The sequence below is a fragment of the Psychromonas sp. CNPT3 genome (assembly GCF_000153405.2).
Classification (GTDB): Bacteria; Pseudomonadota; Gammaproteobacteria; order Enterobacterales; family Psychromonadaceae; genus Psychromonas.
In genome coordinates, this window is the sequence record NC_020802.1 from 1733515 (window position 1) to 1757981 (window position 24467).

Annotated in this window: 22 protein-coding genes and 1 other annotated feature; of the genes, 12 read left to right on the forward strand and 10 right to left on the reverse strand. The window is 40.5% G+C overall.

The genetic code is table 11. From position 1 onward, the window contains the following. Window positions 1-13: 13 nt before the first annotated feature. Window positions 14-853: a class I SAM-dependent methyltransferase gene (locus tag PCNPT3_RS07525; RefSeq protein ID WP_015465278.1), complete on the reverse strand. Its 840-nt coding sequence runs from the start codon at window positions 851-853 to the stop codon at window positions 14-16. Between the two features lie 382 nt (window positions 854-1235). Here PCNPT3_RS07525 and PCNPT3_RS07530 point away from each other — a divergent pair, with 382 nt between their 5' ends. Next, on the forward strand, window positions 1236-1892 hold the full coding sequence (locus PCNPT3_RS07530) for an NAD(P)H-dependent oxidoreductase (RefSeq protein WP_015465279.1): 657 nt from the start codon (window positions 1236-1238) through the stop codon (window positions 1890-1892). Window positions 1893-2000: 108 nt separating this feature from the next. Here the strand turns inward: PCNPT3_RS07530 and recR are convergent, their stop codons facing one another. From recR to apt, 4 genes are all read right to left on the reverse strand, one after another. Then, a complete protein-coding gene (gene recR, locus PCNPT3_RS07535; RefSeq protein ID WP_015465280.1) occupies window positions 2001-2600 on the reverse strand; it encodes a recombination mediator RecR in 600 nt (199 codons plus the stop codon). 154 nt (window positions 2601-2754) lie between these two features. Further along, on the reverse strand, window positions 2755-3087 hold the full coding sequence (locus tag PCNPT3_RS07540) for a YbaB/EbfC family nucleoid-associated protein (protein ID WP_015465281.1): 333 nt from the start codon (window positions 3085-3087) through the stop codon (window positions 2755-2757). A 41-nt stretch (window positions 3088-3128) separates the two neighbouring features. After that, window positions 3129-5483, reverse strand: coding sequence for a DNA polymerase III subunit gamma/tau (gene dnaX / locus PCNPT3_RS07545; RefSeq protein WP_015465282.1), 2355 nt, complete (start codon window positions 5481-5483; stop codon window positions 3129-3131). A 5-nt stretch (window positions 5484-5488) separates the two neighbouring features. Then, a complete protein-coding gene (apt, locus tag PCNPT3_RS07550; RefSeq protein WP_015465283.1) occupies window positions 5489-6034 on the reverse strand; it encodes an adenine phosphoribosyltransferase in 546 nt (181 codons plus the stop codon). Between the two features lie 252 nt (window positions 6035-6286). Here apt and PCNPT3_RS07555 point away from each other — a divergent pair, with 252 nt between their 5' ends. The 3 genes from PCNPT3_RS07555 (at window position 6287) to PCNPT3_RS07570 (ending at window position 9765) form a co-directional block, all read left to right on the forward strand. Beyond that, window positions 6287-7228: a tRNA-dihydrouridine synthase gene (locus PCNPT3_RS07555; protein ID WP_015465284.1), complete on the forward strand. Its 942-nt coding sequence runs from the start codon at window positions 6287-6289 to the stop codon at window positions 7226-7228. A 552-nt stretch (window positions 7229-7780) separates the two neighbouring features. Then, complete coding sequence (locus PCNPT3_RS07565; protein WP_015465286.1) at window positions 7781-8788, forward strand: response regulator; 1008 nt, start codon at window positions 7781-7783, stop codon at window positions 8786-8788. After that, a complete protein-coding gene (locus PCNPT3_RS07570; RefSeq protein ID WP_015465287.1) occupies window positions 8788-9765 on the forward strand; it encodes a sensor domain-containing diguanylate cyclase in 978 nt (325 codons plus the stop codon). Before PCNPT3_RS07565 ends, PCNPT3_RS07570 begins: the two co-directional genes overlap by 1 nt. 56 nt (window positions 9766-9821) lie before the next feature. On the opposite strand, the gene PCNPT3_RS07575 is transcribed toward PCNPT3_RS07570, so the two are convergent. Genes PCNPT3_RS07575 through rlmKL form a run of 4 tightly spaced genes read right to left on the reverse strand, consistent with a single transcriptional unit; the run spans window position 9822 to window position 16010 of the window. After that, on the reverse strand, window positions 9822-11627 hold the full coding sequence (locus PCNPT3_RS07575; protein ID WP_041771473.1) for a DUF3466 family protein: 1806 nt from the start codon (window positions 11625-11627) through the stop codon (window positions 9822-9824). 8 nt (window positions 11628-11635) lie between these two features. After that, the gene (gene uup / locus PCNPT3_RS07580) at window positions 11636-13537 is read right to left on the reverse strand and encodes an ATP-binding cassette ATPase Uup (RefSeq protein WP_015465289.1); all 1902 of its coding nucleotides are present in this window, start codon (window positions 13535-13537) and stop codon (window positions 11636-11638) included. Between the two features lie 3 nt (window positions 13538-13540). After that, window positions 13541-13774 (reverse strand): glutaredoxin family protein, encoded by a 234-nt coding sequence (locus tag PCNPT3_RS07585; RefSeq protein ID WP_015465290.1) that lies wholly within the window; start codon window positions 13772-13774, stop codon window positions 13541-13543. Next, entirely contained in the window at window positions 13767-16010 is a 2244-nt protein-coding gene (gene rlmKL, locus PCNPT3_RS07590) for a bifunctional 23S rRNA (guanine(2069)-N(7))-methyltransferase RlmK/23S rRNA (guanine(2445)-N(2))-methyltransferase RlmL (protein WP_015465291.1), read from the reverse strand. The genes PCNPT3_RS07585 and rlmKL overlap by 8 nt, the downstream gene beginning before the upstream one ends. A gap of 291 nt (window positions 16011-16301) precedes the next feature. Next, window positions 16302-16422, forward strand: a sequence feature (His leader region). A gap of 22 nt (window positions 16423-16444) precedes the next feature. Here rlmKL and hisG point away from each other — a divergent pair. The 8 genes from hisG (at window position 16445) to hisIE (ending at window position 23658) form a co-directional block, all read left to right on the forward strand. After that, window positions 16445-17341, forward strand: a complete 897-nt coding sequence (gene hisG / locus PCNPT3_RS07595) for an ATP phosphoribosyltransferase (protein WP_015465292.1) — start codon at window positions 16445-16447, stop codon at window positions 17339-17341. 4 nt (window positions 17342-17345) lie between these two features. Continuing rightward, complete coding sequence (gene hisD / locus PCNPT3_RS07600; protein WP_015465293.1) at window positions 17346-18671, forward strand: histidinol dehydrogenase; 1326 nt, start codon at window positions 17346-17348, stop codon at window positions 18669-18671. Next, window positions 18658-19755, forward strand: coding sequence for a histidinol-phosphate transaminase (hisC, locus tag PCNPT3_RS07605; protein WP_015465294.1), 1098 nt, complete (start codon window positions 18658-18660; stop codon window positions 19753-19755). Before hisD ends, hisC begins: the two co-directional genes overlap by 14 nt. Window positions 19756-19764: 9 nt before the next feature. Continuing rightward, window positions 19765-20835: a bifunctional histidinol-phosphatase/imidazoleglycerol-phosphate dehydratase HisB gene (gene hisB, locus PCNPT3_RS07610; protein ID WP_015465295.1), complete on the forward strand. Its 1071-nt coding sequence runs from the start codon at window positions 19765-19767 to the stop codon at window positions 20833-20835. Further along, entirely contained in the window at window positions 20832-21431 is a 600-nt protein-coding gene (gene hisH / locus PCNPT3_RS07615) for an imidazole glycerol phosphate synthase subunit HisH (RefSeq protein ID WP_015465296.1), read from the forward strand. The genes hisB and hisH overlap by 4 nt, the downstream gene beginning before the upstream one ends. 1 nt (window position 21432) lies before the next feature. Beyond that, the gene (hisA, locus tag PCNPT3_RS07620; RefSeq protein ID WP_015465297.1) at window positions 21433-22161 is read left to right on the forward strand and encodes a 1-(5-phosphoribosyl)-5-[(5-phosphoribosylamino)methylideneamino]imidazole-4-carboxamide isomerase; all 729 of its coding nucleotides are present in this window, start codon (window positions 21433-21435) and stop codon (window positions 22159-22161) included. A gap of 85 nt (window positions 22162-22246) precedes the next feature. Beyond that, window positions 22247-23020 (forward strand): imidazole glycerol phosphate synthase subunit HisF, encoded by a 774-nt coding sequence (gene hisF / locus PCNPT3_RS07625; RefSeq protein WP_015465298.1) that lies wholly within the window; start codon window positions 22247-22249, stop codon window positions 23018-23020. Continuing rightward, complete coding sequence (gene hisIE, locus PCNPT3_RS07630; RefSeq protein ID WP_015465299.1) at window positions 23017-23658, forward strand: bifunctional phosphoribosyl-AMP cyclohydrolase/phosphoribosyl-ATP diphosphatase HisIE; 642 nt, start codon at window positions 23017-23019, stop codon at window positions 23656-23658. Before hisF ends, hisIE begins: the two co-directional genes overlap by 4 nt. A gap of 78 nt (window positions 23659-23736) precedes the next feature. Here hisIE and PCNPT3_RS07635 read toward each other — a convergent pair whose 3' ends face one another. Then, window positions 23737-24315, reverse strand: a complete 579-nt coding sequence (locus tag PCNPT3_RS07635) for a heme-binding beta-barrel domain-containing protein (RefSeq protein WP_015465300.1) — start codon at window positions 24313-24315, stop codon at window positions 23737-23739. Window positions 24316-24467: the final 152 nt, after the last annotated feature.

The window sequence follows — 24467 nt, forward strand, 5'->3', positions numbered from 1 at the left end:
TATCATTGCCTATCTATTTAATATGATAATTGACTAATCGGCATGCATTATTAACATTAGAAAGCCTTTTCATTAGCCAATATTTGAAGAGTCCCGTCAACTTCCATTCTTGAAATTCTGTGAATCTTTTTGAGGAAACAAAGCTTATTTTTTCATGCCATTGTTCTGGCTCATGCAAATCGTCCATGGCGAGTTTAAAAGTCGCATTGGTTAATTTAATGCTATCGTGTTTTCCCGAATTTTCACTCATCCATGTATTGGTAATATCACACGCAATATCACTGTCATCAAAGATCTGCGCCATATTTTCAAAAAAGTCTTGTACTTGCGCTTTATCAAAATACATCAGCACCCCTTCTATCACAAACAGAAACTGTGCATGTGGGTGTTGTTTTTTGAGATCATGCATCCATGTTGTCTCAAACATTGAACTTTTTATAAAAGAAACGCAATCCGGCTCGATCAAAATACTTTGACGCAAATCTATCACTTCAGGCAGGTCTAAGTTATAAAATTTCAGCGCTTTGCTTATCTTGTTTTCTATTCTGAAATAACGAGAATCAAGGCCACATCCTATTTGCACAATAATGGGGTTTGTATGGGAGTTAATAAATTCTATACTTTTTTCATCAAAATATTTGGCACGTAACGCGCAACCGACAGACGAGCCTATCGCCTTATCAAAAATAGAAAAATCATATTTTATTTTTTTGACTAATTGACACGCAACTTCATCATAAAAAAATTTATTTTCTCGTAATGATTCTTTGTGACGCATATATAAAGGGATCAACAGTGTTTTTGCAATATCGCTACTTAAATTGATCTCCTGCTCATTACCCAACTGATACATAACAAACTCCAAACTCACAAATGATATGAATTATCATCTATTAACAATAAACATCAAGATAATTTGTTATTTTTTTATCAAAAAGGTGAATTGAACACACTATTTCCTTTTTTTATCATTAATTTAAGAGAAAATAGGAAGTAATATATGAGATATTTTATCTTTTACCAAAACTTTAGCAGTGCGCTAAAAACCCAAAATAAACACAAAAAAGACTGAGCATTCAGAGTTCAGCACACGATTGATAATACGTATTATTATGCCGTTCCGACTAGGTTACCAAAAGTTAACTACTTGACTTATTCCTCTGCGCATATAAATATAGCCATGACACTTCAAGATGAAAAATAAGTTAATGCATTAACTGATAAGGTACACTCAGATGAAAAGCCCAATCATTACCGATTTAGAAAATCGTTATACCACTAAAAAATATGATCCTAGTAAAAAAGTAAGCGCTGAAGATCTTGGTGTTTTACTCGAAGCACTACGCCTCTCTCCTTCATCAATAAACTCCCAACCCTGGCAGTTTATTGTACTTGAATCAGATAGTGCGAAACAAAAAATGAGTGATACCTTTGTCAATATGCATCAATTTAATCAACACCATATTAACGCAGCTTCACATGTGATCCTATTTGCACATAAAACCACTTATCAGCGTAAAGATTATGAACACGTAATAGATAAAGGTATCCTTGATAAAAGAATGCCCGCAGAACAAAAAGAAGCTGCGTTGGCAGCCTATGGCTTTGTTGAACTCAATGAAGACGCACAAGGCGAGCATAAAGCATGGACTAAATCGCAAACCTATATTGCGTTAGGCAATGCACTGCATACACTGGCACGTTTAAATATTGACTCGACTACAATGGAAGGAATTGATACTGCATTGATTTCTGACGCGTTTTATAAGCAACTTGACGGTTATGAATGCCATGTCGCACTGGCGATTGGCTACCGCGACAGCAGTGAAGACTATAATGCACCTTTGCCCAAATCAAGAAAAGCATTTGCAGATGTTATTACAATACTTTGAGTTTTATCACTCGATTTTAATTTAAAAAGCCAAGGATCCTCTGACTGGCTTTTTAAATTTCACAAACTTATGCTCTGTTTTATCGGCTGATAACATAATATAGACAGATTATATCTCTGATCGTCCGGCAAAAGAATGTGACAAGGTAGTACTGTCCACATATTCTAATTCGCCACCAACTGGCACTCCATGTGCAATACGGCTCACTTTGACATGGAATTTTTTAGCGATCTCCGCAATATAATAGGCCGTAGCTTCACCTTCTACGGTTGGATTGGTCGCCAAAATAACTTCGGTCACGTGTGGCGCTGAAATTTGTTGCTCTAATAATGCTAACCCTAATTGCTCAGGACCAATACCATCGAGCGGCGAGAGATGCCCCATTAACACAAAATAAGTACCTGAAAATAAAGCAGTTTGCTCTATTGCTAATACATCAACCGGCATTTCAACCACGCAGATTTGACCATTCACTTTACGTTTTTCATTACTGCAAAGCGAGCAGAGATTTAACTCTGTAAACGTTCGACATTGCTGACAGTGCCCGATTTCATGCACCCCTCTTTCTAATAAATGACTGAGTTTTAACGCGCCACTGCGATTTTTATCGAGAAGATGGTAAGTCATACGCTGTGCAGATTTTGGACCGACGCCCGGCAAACATTGTAATGCTTGCATCAATTCATCAAGTAAAGAAGTTGAGCTCATAATATTCTTATTGGTAAAGTAAAAAGGTAGGCCGTTAACCTCAGAAGAAATAGCGTTTAGCTCCCTTTCAGACACCCTAAACGCTATGATCCATCTATATCAGTGCGACGCCTAAATTAAAAATTAGTCGCCTAAAGGATAAACATCTTTTATATTAGAATGGCATTTTAAAACCCGGTGGCAATTCCATGCCTCCGGTTATGCCACTCATTTTATCTTTGTTAACTTCTTCAATGCGGCGCACTGCATCATTAACCGCAGCCGCAATTAAATCTTCTAACATCTCTTTGTCGTCACTCATTAACTCGTCATCAATTTCAACTTTACGCACATTATGATTGCCTAATAGCGTAATTTTAACTAACCCTGCGCCCGATTCACCGACGACTTCTGTGTTTGCGATTTCTGCTTGCGCTTTTTGCATATTTGCTTGCATTTCTTGCGCTTTTTTCATCAAATCGCCCATACCACCTTTACCACTAAACATAATGTCTCTCTTTTATAGTTAACAATATAATTTTCATAAAATTATAACGGGATGATGCTATTTGCATAGATCTTTGCATCAAAATCAGTGACAAATTTTTGAATGTTGGGATCATCACAAATCGTTTGCTTTGCTTGATCAATACATTTTTGAAAAATATTAGATTCCAACTCAAAGGCACTTAACTGACCCGCCACTTCACCGACTTCAATATACATGGTTGTTTGCTCACCTAAGTGTGCTTTTAAGGATCGCTGTAACTGCTCACATAATTGGCCGTTATTTAATAAATGTTGTTGCGCTCGGCACAAGGTTAATAACACTTGCTCATTTACCTGTTTAAATACGCAATTTTTCGCTAATAATTTTACTAATCCGACAAGCTTCATTTGTAATATCAACAGTGACCAAGGATCGGTTAATTTATCTTCTACATATTGGGCGCCATCAATTTGTACATCCTCATTCGCATCGATAATAAAGTAAGCAGGCGCAATAAACTCACTTTGCGCCGTACTGCGTTGCACAAAATCATCTTGATCTTGCTCAACGCGACTCTCTATGGGGGCTGGCAGGTGCTCCGCTATGACAATATTTTGCTGATCGGGCATCACAATTGAATTTGTCGCGACACTTAGAGCATTACTATGCTCGACTCTTTGTAAAGGCGCCTCTTTTACGCCTAGAGCGCGCTCGTTAACATTATGCTTTGATAATGTAACATGAGGCGCATTTTTTTCTACTGGCGCGACAACAACAGCGTCAAGTGTCGCTAACGTTGTCGCCAGTGGCTTTTTTGGCGCAGCTCTTTTTAAACGATGGCTACGTAACATATTACGTGAATGGGTTAATTGCTCGACCGATTTTTTAGCTAGCAGCACAGGATCTTGACTGTCAGGACTCGGAGCTACCTCCAGATCCTGATGAAAATTCTCAGCCTGTTGAGGGGCCATCGTATTGATATTGAGCGCACTCTCGGCAGGACTTATCTCCTGATGAAGAGGTTGCTCTACGAACGTATTTTCAACTGGCATTGGCATCACCCGCTCATCACGACTCGCTGCTAAAATTGGCACCTCGTTTTGAGTGGTTTGAAAATCAGCTTGCAAGGATTGAGAGTCCGGTTGAGAGGCATGAAAGTCTGGCATCTCTGTTTCTAACACAGGCGCCGTTGAAGTCTTTTCACCGCTCACTTCAATCGGCATTGCTTGTGGCGACACCGTTACTTGAGGCGAGGGAACCGGCGTACTCTCAATGCTCTTTATCTCGGCATTAGCTTCGCCTAAAAGGCCTAATTGGCTTTCATCAAGCGCCAAATATTGCGCTGGTTTAAAGGCAAGCAAACGCATCACTGTCATTTCAAATGCTATCTTTCCGTTCGGTGCAAACGCATAATCTTTATAGCCCTGCACTGCAATTTGATAATACAATTGCAATTCTTCAGCGCTTAACCTATCTGCAAATAACTGTAATGTGCTTTTTTTAACATCATGTGGGCGATTTAACATCTGCAATAAAGCGGTTTGATGGCATAATGTGGCGAGCTCTTGATGTAATTTAGCAAAATCAGCCCCCAAATGTACAAACTCTTGTATTTTAGCAAAGACTTTTTCCACATCACCCGACGCAATAAAATGCAATAAATAATGTAAATGATGATTATCAATCGTGCCTAACATTTTAAGCACCGCTTGATATTCAATATGACCGGAGCCAAATGCCAACGCTTGATCTGTTAAGCTCAAAGCATCTCGCATACTGCCATCCGCTGCATTGGCAATCGCTGTTAACGACGCACCATCAAAGGTCGCTTGCTCTTGATCTAAAATATAACGCAGTTGCTTTTCAATTTGCTCAGGTAACAACGCTTTTAAATGGAATTGTAAACAACGCGATAAAACAGTGATCGGAAGTTTTTGTGGGTCGGTCGTCGCCAATAAGAATTTAACATATTCAGGCGGCTCTTCTAGCGTCTTTAATAGCGCGTTAAAACTATGCTTAGAAAGCATATGCACTTCATCGATAAGATAAACTTTATAACGCCCAACTGTCGGCTTATATTGTACATTATCAAGCATCTCACGCGTATCATCGACTTTAGTACGAGATGCCGCATCGATTTCTAATAAATCAACAAAATGCCCCGCATCAATCGCTAGGCAAAATTCACACTGCCCACAAGGTGTTGCGGTCACACCCTGCTCGCAGTTTAAGCTTTTCGCAAGAATACGCGCGATACTGGTTTTACCCACGCCGCGTGTACCACTAAATAAATAAGCATGATGCACTCTATTTTGTGTTAAACCATTCGATAATGCGGTTAACACATGCTCTTGGCCAATCACTTCTGAAAAATTATGTGGTCGCCATTTTCTTGCTAATACTTTATAACTCACTAAATTTACTCACCTTCAAAAGACACTAAAGAATAGTGGGGAACCCCTAAGTCATGTATTTTTTGTGCGCCCTTCAGAGCAGGTAATTCAATCACAAAAACTGATTCAATCACTTTACCGCCTAAACGCTGGATCAATTTCACCGACGCCTCTGCCGTGCCACCGGTTGCCAATAAATCATCGACTAATAACACGCGTTCATCTTTTTTAATCGCATCACAATGAATTTGTAATACATCGCTACCATACTCTAAAGAATAACCTTCTTGAATGGTATCGCGTGGCAACTTGCACGGTTTACGTACCGGTACAAACCCAGCGCCAATCGCGGCTGCAAGTGGCGCACCAAAAATAAATCCACGTGCTTCTGTGCCCACGATTTTATCTATTTTTTGATCTTTATAACGCGCAATCAATAGATTTATCGTCGTCTGAAAAGCCTTTGCATCTGCAAGTAAACTGGTAATATCACGAAATAAAATACCGGGTAATGGATGATCCGGAATGGTGGTTATACTGTTTTTTATTATTTGTAATGCATCATCGCTCATCTAAAATATTCCCTATGTAATTAATGCCTCTAGAATAAATACTCTGCACATAGAGTGCAAGTAATAGCGTTAAGAATTCCTTGATCATAGAGATCTTTTAGGTAAAAAAAGACAACAAAACGCCAATGTATCCCCATGATAGCCCAAGATGTATTCTCAGGCACTCACTCCCTTATTTTTATAAATAAATTCAAACACATTTGCATGGCATTCGTGTATAATTTTGCATCCCAAAAATGAAAGGCTCCAAGCATGAAGATCACTCTTGCACCGATGGAAGGCGTTATGGATCACCATATGCGTGCATTACTTACCTCTTTAGGAGGCATTGACCTGTGTGTCACTGAATTTATTCGCGTTATAAGCTTAACGCTACCAGCCAAAGTTTACCGACGCGTGAGTCCTGAGCTTTTTAATCAAAGTAAAACACCCTCAGGTACACCGGTGCGTATTCAATTATTAGGTCAAGATCCTCAATGCTTAGCCAATAATGCACGAAAAGCGTTACTCGTCGGCTCAGATGGCATTGATCTTAATTTTGGTTGTCCTGCAAAAGCGGTCAATAAAAGTAAAGGCGGTGCTATTTTATTAAAATCACCTGAAACGCTATACAAGATCGTCAAAGAAGTGCGTGCCAGCATGCATACCTGCGAAACTCTCAGTGTTAAAATACGTTTAGGTTATGCAGATAAATCGTTGGCCATTGAAAATGCTCAAGCGATTTGTGAAGCGGGCGCTAATGAGCTAGCAGTACATGCTCGCACTAAAGAAGAAGGCTACGCGCCACCTGCACATTGGCACTGGATTGCAAAAATTCGTGAGTCTATTGATATACCGGTAACGGCCAATGGCGACATTTTTAGCGCCGAAGACGCAAAGCGCTGCCATGAGATAAGTGGCTGCCATTCATTAATGATTGGCCGCGGCGCATTAGCGACACCTAATCTGGCACAAGTGATAAAGGGCATTGAAGAGCCTTATAGTTGGCCTCAAATTCTCACTTTAATGAGTCAATATTTAATCGTACAAACACACGGTGATAAAGAAAAATATTTACCAAGCCGCATTAAACAATGGCTCACTTTTATGCGTTTACAACAGCCTCAAGCGCTGATATTTTTACAAGCAGTTCGAAAAATAAAAAGTACCCAAGAGATGATTCATGCAATTGAATATGCACGAAAAAGAGCTTAATATTTTTATTTTATAAACTGTAAAGGTTAAAATGGACTTTAACCCCTTTGCTTAAATTTTAAACCCTATTTTCTTCGTGGTGTCATGCTTTTCATATAAATGCTTATGATAATAAACACAGCGACTTTATTCGCATTGATTAATCACATTATTATGCTAATTTATTAAAGAATATCTATACCCATGTTATTTCAAGGTGCTTTGTCAGGCACAAGCTCGGTAACCAGAGCAAGGCGTAACATGAACAAATGGTTATTCCCTTTGTGATTGTTGCAACGCAGGGGGGGGTGTCGAGCTTGCGCCCCGAAGGGCAAGGTAACTCGCACCCATCTGCGTTGTTAGAAAATCTCGACTTAGAACGACTAGGCTTCAATTTTATGCCTAGCATCTTGGCACAATTTTCCTTGCTGACTTTGCACCTTGAAGTATCATGGGTATATGCGTGATCAGGTTAGATCTGTGGCTTAAACTTACAACCAAGCAAAGCATCTTTACTGATAATTACTATCACTTAAGTTTCAAAAATATAATAAACTATTTTCTAGGATAAAAATGTCATTATCTGTTTTAATTTGTGATGATTCACCCCTCGCGCGTAAAGCCATTGCACGTGCATTACCCGAGGATTGGGATATCACCATTAGCTTTGCTGAGCAGGGTGAACTCGGTATTGAAGCCATAAAAGCGGGTAAAGGAGAGCTGGTTTTTTTAGATCTCAACATGCCCGTGATGGATGGTTATCAAGTACTTGAAAAAATTCAAAAAGAAAATTTAGAAGCCTTAGTCATTGTCATCTCGGGTGATATTCAACCTGAAGCACACAAAAAGGTCCGCGCCTTAGGCGCACTTGATTTTATTCAAAAACCTATCGATCAAACAAATTTACTAAAACTACTTAAAACTTACGGTCTTTATGAACATTCAGAGATAGCGCCACAAAAACAGACGTATGACGCCATCGAAACGGGGCATATTGAATTACGTGAAGCACTACAAGAAGTGTCTAACATTGCCATGGGCCGAGCCGGCGATTTACTGGCTCGTTTACTCGATGTGTTTGTTTTACTGCCGATCCCCAATGTGAACACCCTTGCCAGCAGTGAATTACACATGGCGCTGAGCTCTATCGCCAATAATGATAATGTATCCGCCGTTTCCCAAGGCTTTATCAGCTCGGGTATCAATGGTGAAGCGTTGATTATTTTTCATGACTCAAGTTTTGCAGACATTGCCAAACTGCTTAAATATGAAGAAGAATTAACCAATAATATTGAAATTGAGCTGATGAATGATATTTCAAACATTCTGATTGGTGCGTTTTTAAACGGCCTTGCAGAGCAACTTGATATTCAATTTAGCCAAGGCCAACCTTGTGTTTTAGGCCAACATTGTCAGGTAGAAGATTTGATCCAAGAACGACAAACACATTGGAAAAAAACATTAGCGATTGAAGTTAACTATCGTATTGAACATCACGATATTAAATGTGATTTGTTATTGTTATTTACGGAAGACTCCATTAAAACCCTCACCCATAAAATAGGATACTTAATAGACTAATGAGTGCTAGCATTGAATTAAAAGAGATCCATTGGTTGATCGACATGATCCAAAATATTGATGTTGGTTTAGTGATCATAGACTTAGATATGAACGTCAAAGTGTGGAATGGCTTTATGGAAAACCACTCTGGCATACTCACTAAACATATTGTTGATAAAAAACTCACCGATACCTTTGAGCATATCCCTAAAAGATGGCTACAACAAAAAATAGATACCGTCTCGTTATTAAAAAATAAAGCGTTTACGACCTGGGAGCAACGCCCGTACCTTTTTAAATTTAAAAGTTACCGTCCCATTACCAGTAACGCGACATTTATGTATCAAAACGTCACTTTTTTACCGCTTTCTGATATTGTCGGCAAGGTGACACAAATCTGTATGATCATTTATGATGTGACAGATGTGGCATTAAACCGCCTCGCATTACATGAGGCGCATAAAAAATTAGAGCATGATAGCCACACCGATTCACTAACCCAATTACATAACCATGGATTTTGGAAAGAATGTTGCCAACAAGAATATAAACGCTACATCCGTACCCAACAAAATGTATCATTACTCATGATAGATATTGATCACTTTAAAAATATCAATGATACTTATGGACACCCTTTTGGCGATAAAGTATTACAAGACGTTGCGCAAGCTATCCAGCAGCAAATGCGAAGCATTGATATAGCAGGACGCTATGGAGGTGAAGAATTCAGTGTGCTTTTAATCGATTCTGACTTAGAGCAAGCCAAAGTGGTTGCCAAACGTATCAGTGACGTTATCAAAGCGCTCTCTTTTAAAGATAAAGAGATTGAACTGACTATCAGCATTGGTATTGCGAGTCTTAATAAAAAGATAGAAAGTTATCAGCAGTGGATAAATATTGCAGATAAAGGACTTTATATTGCTAAAAATGCAGGCCGTGATCAAATTGGTATCTTAAAAGAGATGCCGACGTTAGAAAACGACAAGGTCTAATACTATTGCTAATAAGTATTGAAGGTAAGCATTAACGCTTACCTTCAATCTTTAACCTAGCGAATGCTCTTTTTACCCCGTAAACGGCGTATTAGCAATAACGGTAGTGCCAATAAAGTAAACCAAATACTCCCCGCACCACTACGTTCATAATCAGAGTCCTCTTGCTGTAACAATTCCGAATCCCAACAATTTGGGCTGTCTTCCGGAGATATCACATCTATATTACGCGTTAACTTAAAGACGCGAGGGATAGCATTTACTTTATAAATGTAATCATCCTTGCTTTTATACTCAAAACCTTCGGCTAAAATCGTGCCTTCATCATTGATAACCCTTGCACTGCGTAAACGGTAATGCATATCTTCAACTACATCTGCTTTTTGAGTACATAATAAATCATTCAAACGCCAACTTTTATTACTTTTCTTGTCATATAAAAAGGCCGTTTGTGCACGCGGTTTACCGTCATAAACAGGATCATTTTGATCGTAATCATCAGCAGATCCCACGACGAAACCCGTTGTATTCATTGCATAAGCCCGGCTATTGGCGCCACTTTTATAACTACTGACGCCCTCTAAACGCTGCTTAGTACTCAGCACTTTTTTATCAAGCAGAGGGAAATTAATTTTACTTGTCTTTTTATCAAAGAGAAAAAATTCAATCGGCTTATTCCGCCCTTTCACTATCTCATATGCACGGTTTCCGAGCACTAAACCTTGATCATTGATAGCAACCGCCCAAGCGTTATAGATATTATCATCTTCATCTTCAATATCCGTAGTAGCAGCACTGATCAAGACTAACTTTTTATTGCTTGGCTCAATGAGTATCGCGCGCATACGCGCACCTTCAAGATTATTTTCATACTCAAAACTTGAACTACCCACCGCGACACCGTCTTTATTAATATCAAATGCGACCGCGGTGGATATTGCGTTATCCGAATTTTCAATCCACGAGTCAAGCAACTTTTCCGGAGCGGGAGAACGGCTTCCACCATTAATAATAGCAGTGACATCCCAACGAAAAGCTTGTGTATCAAAGCCGGGACAATTTAACAGCTCATTATAACCATAACGCTCATCCGTATCGTCACCTTCTACATAACAACGCTTAAAATAGTCAGGATCATTATCAGGGAAAGACACACTGCCACTGCCCACAACATAGACTTTATCGCCCACTTTTTTTATTTGATAAGCGCTACTAAAACCACCTTCATCCGTAAATGTTGGTAAAAGCTCTATAGGGTTATTACCGTCAATACGCTTTATAAAAGCACGACGTGCATATGTACGCGAGCCATCGGCCTTATAAGGTGCTGAGGCGTAACCAATAACAAATTTATCACCGTTATCGTTTGTGTATATAGCCGTTATTTTTACATCAGAATCGCCAACGGGCGCATAAGGTACTTGTACTTCAGCCGTTCCCGCGTCAATAATAGAGCTCATAAAATAACTGTCTTTACGAGAACTACTGTTTAAACGCGCATTACGCCAAGCTTGATAAGCATTGTAATAACTCGCATCTGCACTGTTTTCACTGCCATAAAATTCAAGCTCACACAGCGCTTCATCATATTGACACGTACGGTTAAACGTAAAAGGTAAACCAATATCAATGTCCACATCAAGCGATGCTTTTAATGAATACGTCGCGATTGTCTTTGCTTCTTTGTCATCAGACATTGCCACCGGATAAGGCCCGTATTTGGCCCCGTCTGGTAACTCAACCGTGACGACTTTTGCCTCATAATAAGGCAGTTTCGATAGACCATCGACTCGAGGCTCTTCTGCCCAACTATTACTAGCAGACAGTAAAGCCACACTCAGCAAGCTTAACTTATATTTCATTTTGACGATCATTCTCCGCTTTGTAGCTCTTCCAAGTGCTCCCAACGTTCAAAAGCTATCTCTAACTTTTCTTCACAACGTGTTAGCTCAGCTAAAATTTTATCCGCACTGATTTTTTCTTGGCTAAAGAATTCAGGCGCATTAATACTGCTTTGTAAGGTATTTATTTCACCTTCTAAACGCTCTAACTCAGCCGGTAATACATCTAACTCCAGTTGCATTTTATAAGACAGTTTTTTAGTGGCTTTAAGCACTTTTGTTTTTATTGTCTTATCCACTTTCACTTTTTTATCAATTTGTAGCGGTGCTTCACTTTGCTCTTTATGGCGTAGTGCGTCTTTATAGCCACCCACAAATTGAGATATGTGACCATTACCATCAAAGAACCAAGTGTGCGTTACTGTATTGTCTACAAAACTACGATCATGACTAACCAGTAATAACGTACCTTTATAATTTGCGAGTAACTCTTCTAATAATTCAAGTGTTTCGACATCCAAATCATTGGTAGGTTCATCTAATATCAATAAATTATTCGGTTTTAAAAATATTTTAGCGAGTAACAGGCGATTTTTTTCACCCCCAGACAACGCTTTCACTGGCGTGCGAGCACGTTGTGGATGAAACAAGAAATCTTGTAAATAGCCTAAAACATGACGTTTAATACCATTTACTTCAACTTCTTGTCTGCCTTCGGCTAAATTGTCCATCACTGATTTTTCAGGATCTAATTTATCACGATATTGGTCAAAGTAAGCCACTTCAAGCTTAGTACCACATTTCATGGTGCCAGTATCAGGTTGCAGTTGATCTAAGAACAATTTAAGTAATGTACTCTTACCACAACCATTACGTCCAATAAAGGCGATTTTATCACCGCGCATGATAGTCGTTGAGAAGTCTTTAATAATGGCATTATCATCATAGCCATAAGAAACATTTTCAGCTTCAAAAATGATTTTTCCTGAGCGACTGCCTGAATCAATATTGATTTTAGCTTTACCCAATACATTTTGACGATCAGCACGCTCATTACGCAGCGCTTTTAACTCACGAACGCGTCCTTCATTACGTGTACGGCGCGCTTTAATACCTTGGCGGATCCATTTTTCTTCAATGGCAAGCTTACGATCAAACTCTGAATTTTGTTCTTCTTCAACGCGTAAAGCTTCTTCTTTTGCCACTAAATATTCATCATAACCACCGGGCCATGAGCTCAAGTTGCCACGATCGATATCAATAATACGCGTCGATAAACGGCGGATAAACTCTCTATCATGGCTAATAAAAACAATCGAGCCTTTAAAACTAAGCAAAAATTGCTCTAACCATTCTATCGTGCCAACATCTAAATGGTTGGTAGGCTCATCAAGTAACAATAAGTCAGGATCATTAACCAACGCTTTTGCGAGCGCCACTTTACGTAACCAACCACCCGAGAGATCTTCTAAACTGACGTCGGGTGAAATTGCTAAACGATCTAAGATTTGATTTATTTTACTGTCAAGCTGCCAACCATTAAGTTGATCTAATTTTTCTTGTAATTTTGCAAGTTTATTTAATTCTTTTTCACTGCAATCTTCAACAATAACCACTAATTGATGCTGATAAGCTTTTAGTACTTCACCTACCTCTTCCATACCAGAGGCAACGAAATCATAAGCAGTCATGGTGCTTGCACTTGGTGGATCTTGCTCTAATCGTGCGATTTTCACATCATTGTTAATCAATAATGATCCATCATCTAATTGAATACGACCGTCTAATACTTTAAGTAACGTGGATTTACCCGCGCCATTACGTCCCACTAAACAAACACGCTCATTGGGTTCAATTACGAAATTGGTTTTATTTAATAAAGGGTGCTCTCCAAAGGCGAGCTCCGCATTATGTAAGGTTAATAGTGCCACTTATCAGTTCTCTTCTTGTAAGTAATGTTGGAGCTGTTGTAGTGTAAAAGGCCAATTTAAAGGCGATTTATTCTGTTTTTTTACAACAGGAATTTTTGTTGCATAGCGTTGCATTAAATTCGGCTTAGCTATGATATCGATCTTTTGATACGGCGCATTGGCGCGAGCCAATAACGCCATGGCATCATCACAAAGATGACAGCCATCTGTATAATAAAGGTGAAGCGCTTTAAGCATGCTTCGTTAAGATCCAACATTGATGGATCTTATGATTGCGTTTAAAGTCTTCTGGGATAGAGCTTTTTGAAATATCTTTAATATAAAAGCCTAGCGCTTTGATAGCTTCCATATCAAGTTTAAAGTTACGTTTGTTATTAGAGAAAATGATCTCGCCTTCCGGGTTTAAACGCTCACTTGCCGACGTTAATAAACTCACATGATCATCTTGTACATCAAACACGTCTTTCATGCGTTTAGAGTTAGAGAATGTCGGAGGATCAATAAAGATAAGATCATATGTCTCATGACTGTGTTGTAACCATTTAATACAGTCTTGCTGAATAAACTCATGCTTACCTTTTATATTATTTAGCGCAAAGTTCTTTTCGCCCCAAGCAATATAGGTATTTGACATATCAATACTGGTGGTAGACTTAGCGCCACCTAATGCAGCGTGCACAGAAGCGGTTGCCGTATAGCAAAACAGATTTAAGAAATCTTTACCTTTTGCCATTTTACCAATACGTAAACGTGTTGGGCGGTGATCTAAAAACAGCCCAGTGTCTAAGTAATCTTGTAAATTAACAATTAATTGCGCCTCACCTTCATGCATGATCAAAGACTGCTTTTTAGAGTCCATTTTTTCATATTGTTTACGTCCTTTTTGACGTTCACGCACTTTAATAACCAGTTTATCATCTGCAAGGTTCAACATATAACGCACCGTTGATACCACATCTAAGAAACGGCGACGTACTTTAGAGAGTTCAATCTCTTTTGGCGCGCGATATTCTTGAATAATAATATACTCACCATAACGGTCGATAGCCACATTGTATTCAGGAAGATCCGCATCGTACATACGGTAACATTCAACATTTTCGCGTTTTGCCCACTTTTCTAATTTTTTCAAATTCTTAGTCAGTCGATTTGCGAAAGCTTCTGAGAAGATAGCGGGTTTGATTTGTTTTACTTCTTTATATACAAGTTCAGATTCACTCTCAACCCCCATATCCAAATCATCAGCATCTTTACCCATGGTCCACGGGTTAATTTTTCCAGAGGCTACTTTAGAAGCACTTGCCTTTGTCTCTTCTTGTGTTTCAGGGGTACGTTTAACGGAGATGCGGTAATTTTTTAACACACACTCAAGCGGCCCATTAAAGAATCTAAAGCTTTTAGCCGCGCGCATACCCAGACAGCTTAAAAGCTCTGTGTCCATCGCAAACATGGCTAAATTCCAACCAGCAAACGCATCTTTAAAGTGATAGCCAAGCTCTGTGTATAGCGTTATCGTGTCACTAAATCCGCCTAAACGCTCACCGAATGGAGGGTTAGATACTAGCATACCCGTTTCTAACTCTTCAGGTGGTAACACTTTTCTAGCATCTTGCACTGTAAATTCGATTAACTCACCAACGCCTGCTTGTTGTGCATTTTGCTTAGCAATACGGATCATCTCAGCGCTTAAATCAGAGCCATAAAATTTGTTTTCACAATCTTTGACCGCTCTTTTTGCATAGACTTGCGCCGATGTTTTTAACGTCTGCCAGCAAACTTCATCGTGTTTTTTCCACTTATCAAAACCCCAACGTGGGCGCATTGAACCGGGTGCTATATTAAGCGACATCATAGCAGCTTCAATCAACAACGTACCTGAGCCACACATAGGATCTAATAATGCTTCACCTTGCCAACCACTGCGTTTAATAATGCCGGCTGCCAATGTTTCACGTAATGGCGCTTCACCTGCAATACTGCGGTAACCACGAATATGCAGAGGCGATCCTGATAAGTCGACATAAATACTGACTTTATCTTTCCATAGACGGCCATTAAAACGGAGATCAGCATCACGTTTTTCAACATTTGGACGCGCATCACATTTAGTGCGGAAACGATCCACAATCGCATCTTTAATTTTTAATGCACCAAATTGGGTATTACGGATCTCATCATTAGTGCCTGAAAAATCAATCGAAAAAGTATTCGTAACGTCAAAATGCTCTTCCCAATGTATATTACTTGCACCCAAATAAAGGTCCATCGCATCGATTACTTTAAATTCACTTAATTTAAGTAATACTTTCGATGCGAAGCGTGACCATAAACATACTTTATAGCCTTGCTCTAGTGAGCCATCAAAAGCTACACCGCCGTTGATTTGCTTGCTGTTTTCGATGCCCAACTCGAGTAATTCGGTCTCAAGTAGAGGCGCTAAACCTTTGGCGGTTGGTAAAAAATAACTGAACATAATGACTCTCTAAAAATACGCTTAAAAATGAGCGCTATTATACGCACATCACCCAAGAATGCGAAGCACAAAGAAAAAATACTCGGATCTCTTTTAATTTTTTCACTAAACACCCTCAAAATCGCGCACAAAAGGATGCCATCTTGTCTTTATGCGCTAAAGGTGGTCGTTTAATATTTATGCTTTTTTTGTTTAAAAACAGTTCACTTTTTCAAATAACCTTGATATGGTGAAGACAATCAAATTTAAAGAGATTTTTATAACCATGAAAAATATTAACCTGAAAGCATTACACCACCATCATCATATGACGTGATCTTTCAGGATCTTGTTCTGGAAGAGTGTGATTCTTCCAGTGGTTATACATCTATCTAAAAAACCCCGGAAGGCATCCCTTCCGGGGTTTTTTTTAGCTTTAAATATAAGGAAAGACAATGTCAGAACAACGCCTACGCATTGCCATACAAAAAAAAGGTCGCTTGAGTAATGAAACCGTCACTTTACTTAAAACCTGCGGCATTAAAATAAACTTAAATACACAATGTTTGATAGCGCACAGTGAAAACATGCCCATTGATATATTACGGGTACGTGATGATGACATCCCCGGACTTATCATGGATGGACTCGTAGATTTAGGCTTTATTGGTCAGAACGTCCTCGAAGAAGAAAGCATGGCCCGTCAATTAAACAATCAACCAATGCAACATAAAATACTGAAAAAACTCGCCTTTGGTGATTGCCGGTTTTCAATTGCGGTCGATAAAGACTTTGATTATCAAGGTGTAAAGTCGCTCACTAACCTACGTATTGCCAGCACCTATGTGCATATTTTAAAACGTTTTATGGCGCAAGAAAACGTCCCTTATCGTGTTTGTATGTTAGCGGGTTCGGTCGAAGTTGCACCGCGAGCAGGCCTTGCCGATGCGATTTGCGACTTAGTCTCAACGGGGGCAACGCTCGAGGCAAATGGCCTTAAAGAAGTCGAAGTGATTTATCGTTCAAGCGCGGTTTTAATTCAACGCAGTAAACCCTTATGCACGCAAAAACAATTGTTAGTCGATCGCATTTTAACGCGTATTGATGGCGTGCAGTCTGCCAGAGAGTCTAAATACATTATGCTTCACGCCCCAAAAGCAAATCTTGAAGCCATCAACGCCCTACTCCCGGGCTCAAAACAACCGACCATTATCGATTTAGCGGGCAATAGTAGCCATGTCGCCTTACATGTCGTCAGTAAAGAAAATATGTTTTGGGAAACCATGGAAGCTTTAAAAGCTTTAGGTGCAAGCTCAATATTAGTGCTACCGATTGAAAAGATGATGGAGTAATCACATGCAAAATAAAATGAAAATTGTGTGTTGGTCTGACTTAGATGAGCAAGCACAGCAAAAAATCATGCGACGCCCTGCACTTAATGATAACGCGCAACTTTGCAATGAGGTCAGCGCCATCATCGAAACCGTCCAAAAAGCCGGTGATAGCGCGTTAGTTAACTACAGCGCGCGCTTTGATAACTACGCATTAAAAAATATCAAAATAACGAAACAGGAGATAAACCAAGCGCCACAACGTCTGAGCACTAATATAAAAGAGGCCATTCAAAGTGCCCACCAGCAAGTGTTAAAATTTCATCAAGCCCAACAAACACAGACTATTCGTGTACAAACATTACCTGGGGTTATCTGTGAGATGCACACCCACGCCATTGAATCAGTCGGATTATATATCCCCGGTGGCAGTGCGCCCTTACCCTCGACAGTGATCATGACCGCAACCCCTGCTCAAATTGCCGGCTGCACGCGCGTTGTTTTATGCTCTCCACCGCCGATTGCAGATGAAATTTTATATGCAGCTATGCTTTGTGGCGTCGATGAAATTTACCGCGTGGGTGGCGCGCAGGCCATAGCAGCACTCGCTTATGGCACGTCATCAATCGCCCGCGTCGATAAAATATTTGGCCCCGGCAATGCTTATGTCACCGAAGCTAAACGCCAAGTAAACCATGATTTAGCGGGCGCGAGCATTGATATGCCAGCAGGCCCCTCAGAGGTACTTATCATTGCCGATAAAGATGCCGATCCCACGTTTATTGCGGCCGACCTTTTATCACAAGCCGAGCATGGTCACGACTCACAAGTTATTTTACTCACTCCCAGTTTAGACATTGCGCAGCAAACATTAGCAGCCATTGACGCGCAACTTTTAAGCTTGCCGCGCCGTGCTATTGCAGAAAAAGCGCTGGCAAACAGCGTGTGTATTATTTGTGATGATATTGCCCAAGCGCTACAAATTTCTGAGCGCTACGCCCCTGAGCACTTAATAGTGCAATGCAATAATGCGCGCGATTTACTGCCCAAGCTTAAAAATGCAGGATCTATCTTTTTAGGTAAATGGACGCCAGAAGCAGTCGGCGATTATGCCAGTGGGACTAACCATGTGCTACCGACTTACGGGGCTGCGCGTACCTATTCAAGTTTAGGACTCGCTGATTTTGTAAGGCGTTTTAGCGTGCAACAGGTGACGCCTCAAGGATTACGCAATCTCGCCCCCACTGTTACCTGCCTTGCAAGCGCTGAGGGTTTAGATGCCCATAGGCGCGCGGTGACTATTCGTCTTGATAAATTATCCGCCAAAGGAGAATTTGATGAAAAGGATTAATGCGAGCAATTCGAGCAATTCAATCAATGATTTAGCTCGCCAAAATATACAAACGCTAACGCCTTACCTTAGCGCAAGGCGCATTGGGGGTCAGGGTGATATTTGGCTTAATGCAAATGAGGCGCCCGATTGTAGCGCGTATCAATTAGATACCGATGCGTTGAATCGTTACCCAGAGTGTCAGCCACAAGCATTGATCCAAGCCTACGCACAATATGCACAAGTACAAAGCGCTCAAGTGCTTTGCACGCGGGGCGCTGATGAAGGTATTGAGTTATTAGTGCGCGCCTTTTGTGAGCCCAAACAAGACAGTATTCTCATTTGTCCACCCACTTATGCGATGTATGCTATTAGCGCACAGACCGCCGGCGTTGGCGTCGTTGAAGTGCCTCTCGATGCCGGTTTTAATGTCGATTATCAAGCCGTTTCAAGCGCGATAAATAATCCAAGCAACAACATAAAACTGGTGTTTTTATGTGCACCGAATAACCCTTGTGCAAATATGCTTGATAAAACCCAATTAATTAAACTCTTACGTAGCGCAAAAAATAAAGCGTTGATTGTTGTTGATGAAGCCTATATCGAATTTTGCAACACACACTCTCACACCGATTTAATTGATGAACATGAAAACTTAGTTCTCCTGCGCACCCTGTCAAAAGCTTTTGCACTGGCGGCTATCCGTTGTGGCTTTAGTCTCAGCCAACAAAGCGTTATTCGCGTCTTAGAAAAAGTGATTGCGCCTTACCCCATTGCATCGCCCGTCGCGCAAATTGCAGAGCAAGCCTTATCGGCTAAGGGTTTAAAAATCATGCGCGCCCGCGTAACCACGCTAAATAAAAACAGAGAGATATTGCATAGCGCACTACAAACACTGCCTTGCGTTGCTGGCGTCTTTGATGGCACCGCTAATTTTTTATTAGTGCGTTTTAATGATAGCGAAAAAGTATTTAACGCCTTTAGTAAAGCCGGCATCATTATGCGCGACTTTTCTAATAAAGCGCGCTTACACAACTGTATTCGCATCAGTATTGGCTCAATATCTGAAATAACGACCTGTATTGCACTTTTAAAAACACTTTAGGAGCATCAAATGTATAAACAAAAATTCCTTTTTATTGACAGAGATGGCACCTTAATTGATGAGCCAAGCACCGATAAACAAGTAGACTCGTTAGATAAGCTCGTGTTTGAAGATGCGGTTATACCCAGCTTATTAAGCTTACAAAAAGCCGGTTTTATTTTAGTCATTGTTTCAAATCAAGATGGCCTTGGCTCAAGCCGTTATCCGCAAGCCGATTTTGATATTGCGCAAAATAAAATGCTACAACTGTTTAGCTCACAAGGTGTTAATTTTGAAGCCACTTTAATTTGCCCTCATTTACCTAGCGCACAATGTGCGTGTCGTAAACCACACCTTGGCTTAGTATCTGACTATTTGAAATCTGGACGTATCGACTTTGCCAACTCTTATGTCATTGGCGATCGCGCTACCGATATTGAGCTTGGCCAAAATATGGGGCTCAATAGTATTCTTTATCATAAAACAAATTTTCCTTGGCAATCTATTGTAAAACAACTGAGCAAACGCTCGCGCAGTGCATGCGTTATTAGGCGCACTAAAGAAACTGACATTCGCGTTTATGTTGATTTAGAGAGTCGTGATGAAAATAACATTGATACTGGGATTGGTTTTTTTGACCATATGCTGGATCAAATCGCCACACATGCAGGTTTTGAGCTGCAAGTAAAAGTAAGTGGTGATCTGCACATTGATGATCATCACAGCATTGAAGATACGGCGCTTGCATTAGGTGAAGCCTTAAATGAAGCATTAGGTGATAAATGCGGTATTGGCCGATTTGGTTTTGTTCTACCGATGGATGAAACGCAGGCCAGTTGCTCTTTGGACTTATCTGGCAGGCCTTATCTTAAATTTAAAGCGGATTTTCGCAGTGCACAGGTCGGCACTATGGGCACCGAAATGGTGGAGCATTTTTTCTACTCGTTAAGTCAAAGCATGCGTGCAACCCTGCATCTTGACGTCATTGATGGCAATACACACCACATGGTTGAAGCCTTATTTAAAACATTTGGGCGCACGCTTCGCCAATGTATTACCATCATTGATGACACATTACCCTCAAGTAAGGGGATTTTATGATCGTTATTATCGATACCGGATGCGCCAATATTTCCTCCTTAAAGTTTGCGATTGAACGCTTAGGTTACGCGCCACAAATAAGCAACGATCCCAATATATTAAAGCAAGCTGATAAGCTTTTCCTACCCGGTGTGGGCAGTGCCAGTGAGATCATGAAAAATTTAAAGCAATTAAATTTAATTGAACCCATTAAAGCGCTTACCCAGCCACTTCTTGGGATCTGCTTAGGCATGCAAGTTTTAATGCAAAGCTCAGAAGAAAGTAACAACGCGCAAAGCTTAGTAAAAACCTTAGGCATCATTAAGGGCCATGTTAAAAAAATGCAGGTTGCCCCCTTACGATCCCCTCATATGGGGTGGAATACGCTCAGCGATACAACCAATAATGCATTGTTTAAAGATATCCCCGCAGAGAGTTACTTTTATTTTGTGCACAGTTATGCACTACCTAGCAATATATGTGGCATTGCAGATTGCCACTATGGCGCGCCTTTTAGTGCAGCCATACAACAGGATAATTTTTATGGCGTGCAGTTTCACCCGGAGCGTTCGGCATCGGTCGGCGCCCAATTAATCAAAAACTTTTTGGAGCTTTAAAATGATCATTCCTGCATTAGATTTAATCGGTGGCCAAGTGGTGCGCTTATATCAAGGCGATTACGCACAAAAAAAAGTGTACAGCGACGCCCCGCAACAGCTCTTTGATGACTATCAACGCCAAGGCGCTACTTGGTTACACCTTGTTGATCTTGACGGTGCTAAAGACAGTAAAAACAGGCAACTCAAATGCATCAAGGATCTTATCAAAAACACCACGGCAAACATTCAGATTGGGGGTGGAGTGCGCACCCAAAAAGATGTTCAAAGCCTTTTAGACGCGGGAGCTGCGCGCGTTGTTATTGGCTCAATTGCGGTAAAAGAGCCTCTATTAGTCGCGACGTGGTTACAATTATATGGGCCTGAAAAAATAGTGTTAGCCCTTGATATTAATATTGATAAACAGGGCAATAAAAAAGTGGCTATTCAAGGCTGGCAGCAGCAAAGTCAGCAAAGCATTGCCTCTTTACTCGATATTTATCTACCACTGGGATTACGCCATGTTTTATGTACCGATATTTCAAAAGATGGCACCTTAAAGGGCTCAAACATTTCACTCTACCAAGAACTTAGCCTTGCTTACCCGCAGATACAATGGCAAGCCTCTGGTGGTATTGGGGATTTAGACGATATTAGCGCGGTGGCAAACTCTGGCGCGACGGCGGTGATCATTGGGCGCGCCCTACTTGAAAATAAATTTAATGTGAGTGAGGCAATGCAATGTTGGTAAAAAATGTATTACTCATAAATGCATGGCTCATAAATACGGGCTTCAAAAACACAATGCTGATAAGCGTAAAAAAGAAGGTGACGATATGCTAGCCAAAAGAATTATACCTTGTTTAGATGTCCGTGATGGCTTAGTCGTCAAAGGCGTACAGTTTCGCGATCATAAAGTCGTCGGAGATATTGTGCAACTTGCGAAACGTTACGCAGAGCAAGGCGCCGATGAACTGGTTTTTTATGACATCAGCGCCAGCGTAGAGGGGCGCGTTGTCGATAAAAGCTGGGTAAGCCGCGTTGCACAGGTGATTGATATTCCTTTTTGTGTGGCGGGCGGGATAAAGAGTATTGAAGATGCGCAGCAAATTTTAAAATTTGGCGCGGATAAAATATCGATTAACAGCCCCGCACTAAGCAACCCTAATTTGATAAATCAGCTCAGTGAACGATTTGGCGTGCAGTGCATTGTCATTGGTATTGACTCTTTTTTTAACGCAGCAACGGGTGAGTATCAAGTTAAGCAATTTACTGGCAAAGAAAAAAGTAGTCGCACCACAACGTGGAATACCTTTGACTGGATAGACGCAGTGCAAGCGCGCGGCGCGGGTGAGATTGTACTCAATGTGATGAATAACGATGGCGTGCGCAGTGGTTACGATATACAACAATTAAGCAAAGCCCGTCAAATCTGTGATGTGCCATTGATAGCTTCTGGTGGCGCAGGGGAAATGTCGCATTTTCGCGATGTATTTCAACTCTCCGATGTCGACGGCGCATTAGCTGCTAGCGTTTTCCATCAACAAAGTATTCATATTGGCGACTTAAAAACATACCTTAAAACACAACAAATAGAGATCCGATCATGACTGATAAATTAATGGATGAACAACAACTTAATGCGCTCGACTGGAAAAAAGTAAATGATTTGATGCCCGTTATTGTGCAGCACTGTGATTCAGGAAAAGTGCTGATGCTCGGTTATGTCAACAAAGCGGCATTAGCAAGCACACTAAGCACCGGTAAAATGACATTTTTTAGCCGCACCAAAGCGCGTTTATGGTGTAAAGGTGAGCAGTCTGGGCATTTTTTAAATGTAAAAGAGATCAGTAGTGACTGCGATAACGACACCTTACTTGCGATTGTTGAGCCGATGGGCCCAACCTGCCATTTAAACACCGAGAGCTGTTTTAAAAACAACTTGCAGCCCACAGTAAGTTTTCTGACTGATTTAGAAAATATAATTGCGAGCCGTAAAAATTGCGATCCAAGCAGTAGCTATAGCGCGCAGTTGTTTGCGCAAGGCACGAAACGTATTGCCCAGAAAGTCGGCGAAGAAGGCGTTGAAGTTGCGCTGGCTGCCATGGCCAAAGATACACGGGAGCTGACCTGCGAAAGTGCCGATCTTATTTACCATCTTCTTGTTTTATTACAAAATGAAGGGTTAAACCTACGCGACATTACAACCGAGCTTACACGCCGCCATCAATTACAAAATAAAGCATAAGGCATAAAAAAACCCCTAATGAGTGTTCTTACTCTTTAGGGATTTTCAAAAATTACTTTAAAGCACTTTTAAAACTTTTTATATGCGTTTTAATGTACTTTCATCGGTATGTTCGAACGCTTTTCCATAGATATCTAATGACATGGTTTGCGTATATGACAAAGTATCAGCTTGTAATATCAACTGTTGCACATAATGTGTCATTTTCGCATTTTTCAGCATAAACGGTGATTGGATAACTTGCCAATCGCCTTTTTCGATACTTGCTTGCACATCAAAAACCAAGCTATCTGTCTTTGATGTGTCAACGCGCCCGCCTGCTAACACGCAAATGCCACGCGGAATAATTAAAGAGTGCATCACCGAATTGTCTGACGCATCAAACATCCAATATCCTGTTTCACGGTGAATAATTTTATTATTGCTAATACGCTGCACTTGTTGCATATAATGCACTGCACTTAAACATTGGCTTTCTGCATTGCTAACATCACCGGCTGGCGTAAAGGTGATCGTTTCATAATATAGATTCGTTTCTATGCCATCGGGCTCCGGCGCAATATCAGTGCCTTTTTTACCCTGCCACTGCCCAATTAAGCCGGCCAAAGGGCCATAATTCACACTGTCATCTTTACTCATATTGACCTCTATATACATAATGATAAGGCTCCTTAACGTGATATGTCACGCCAAAGAAACAACATTAAAAATAAGGGTATAGTGCCACCCCTTTACTTAAAATGCACTGACAATTGTTGATAATTTTTTTATTTCCTAAATGCCCTTATATTTTAAAAATAAGCGCACAA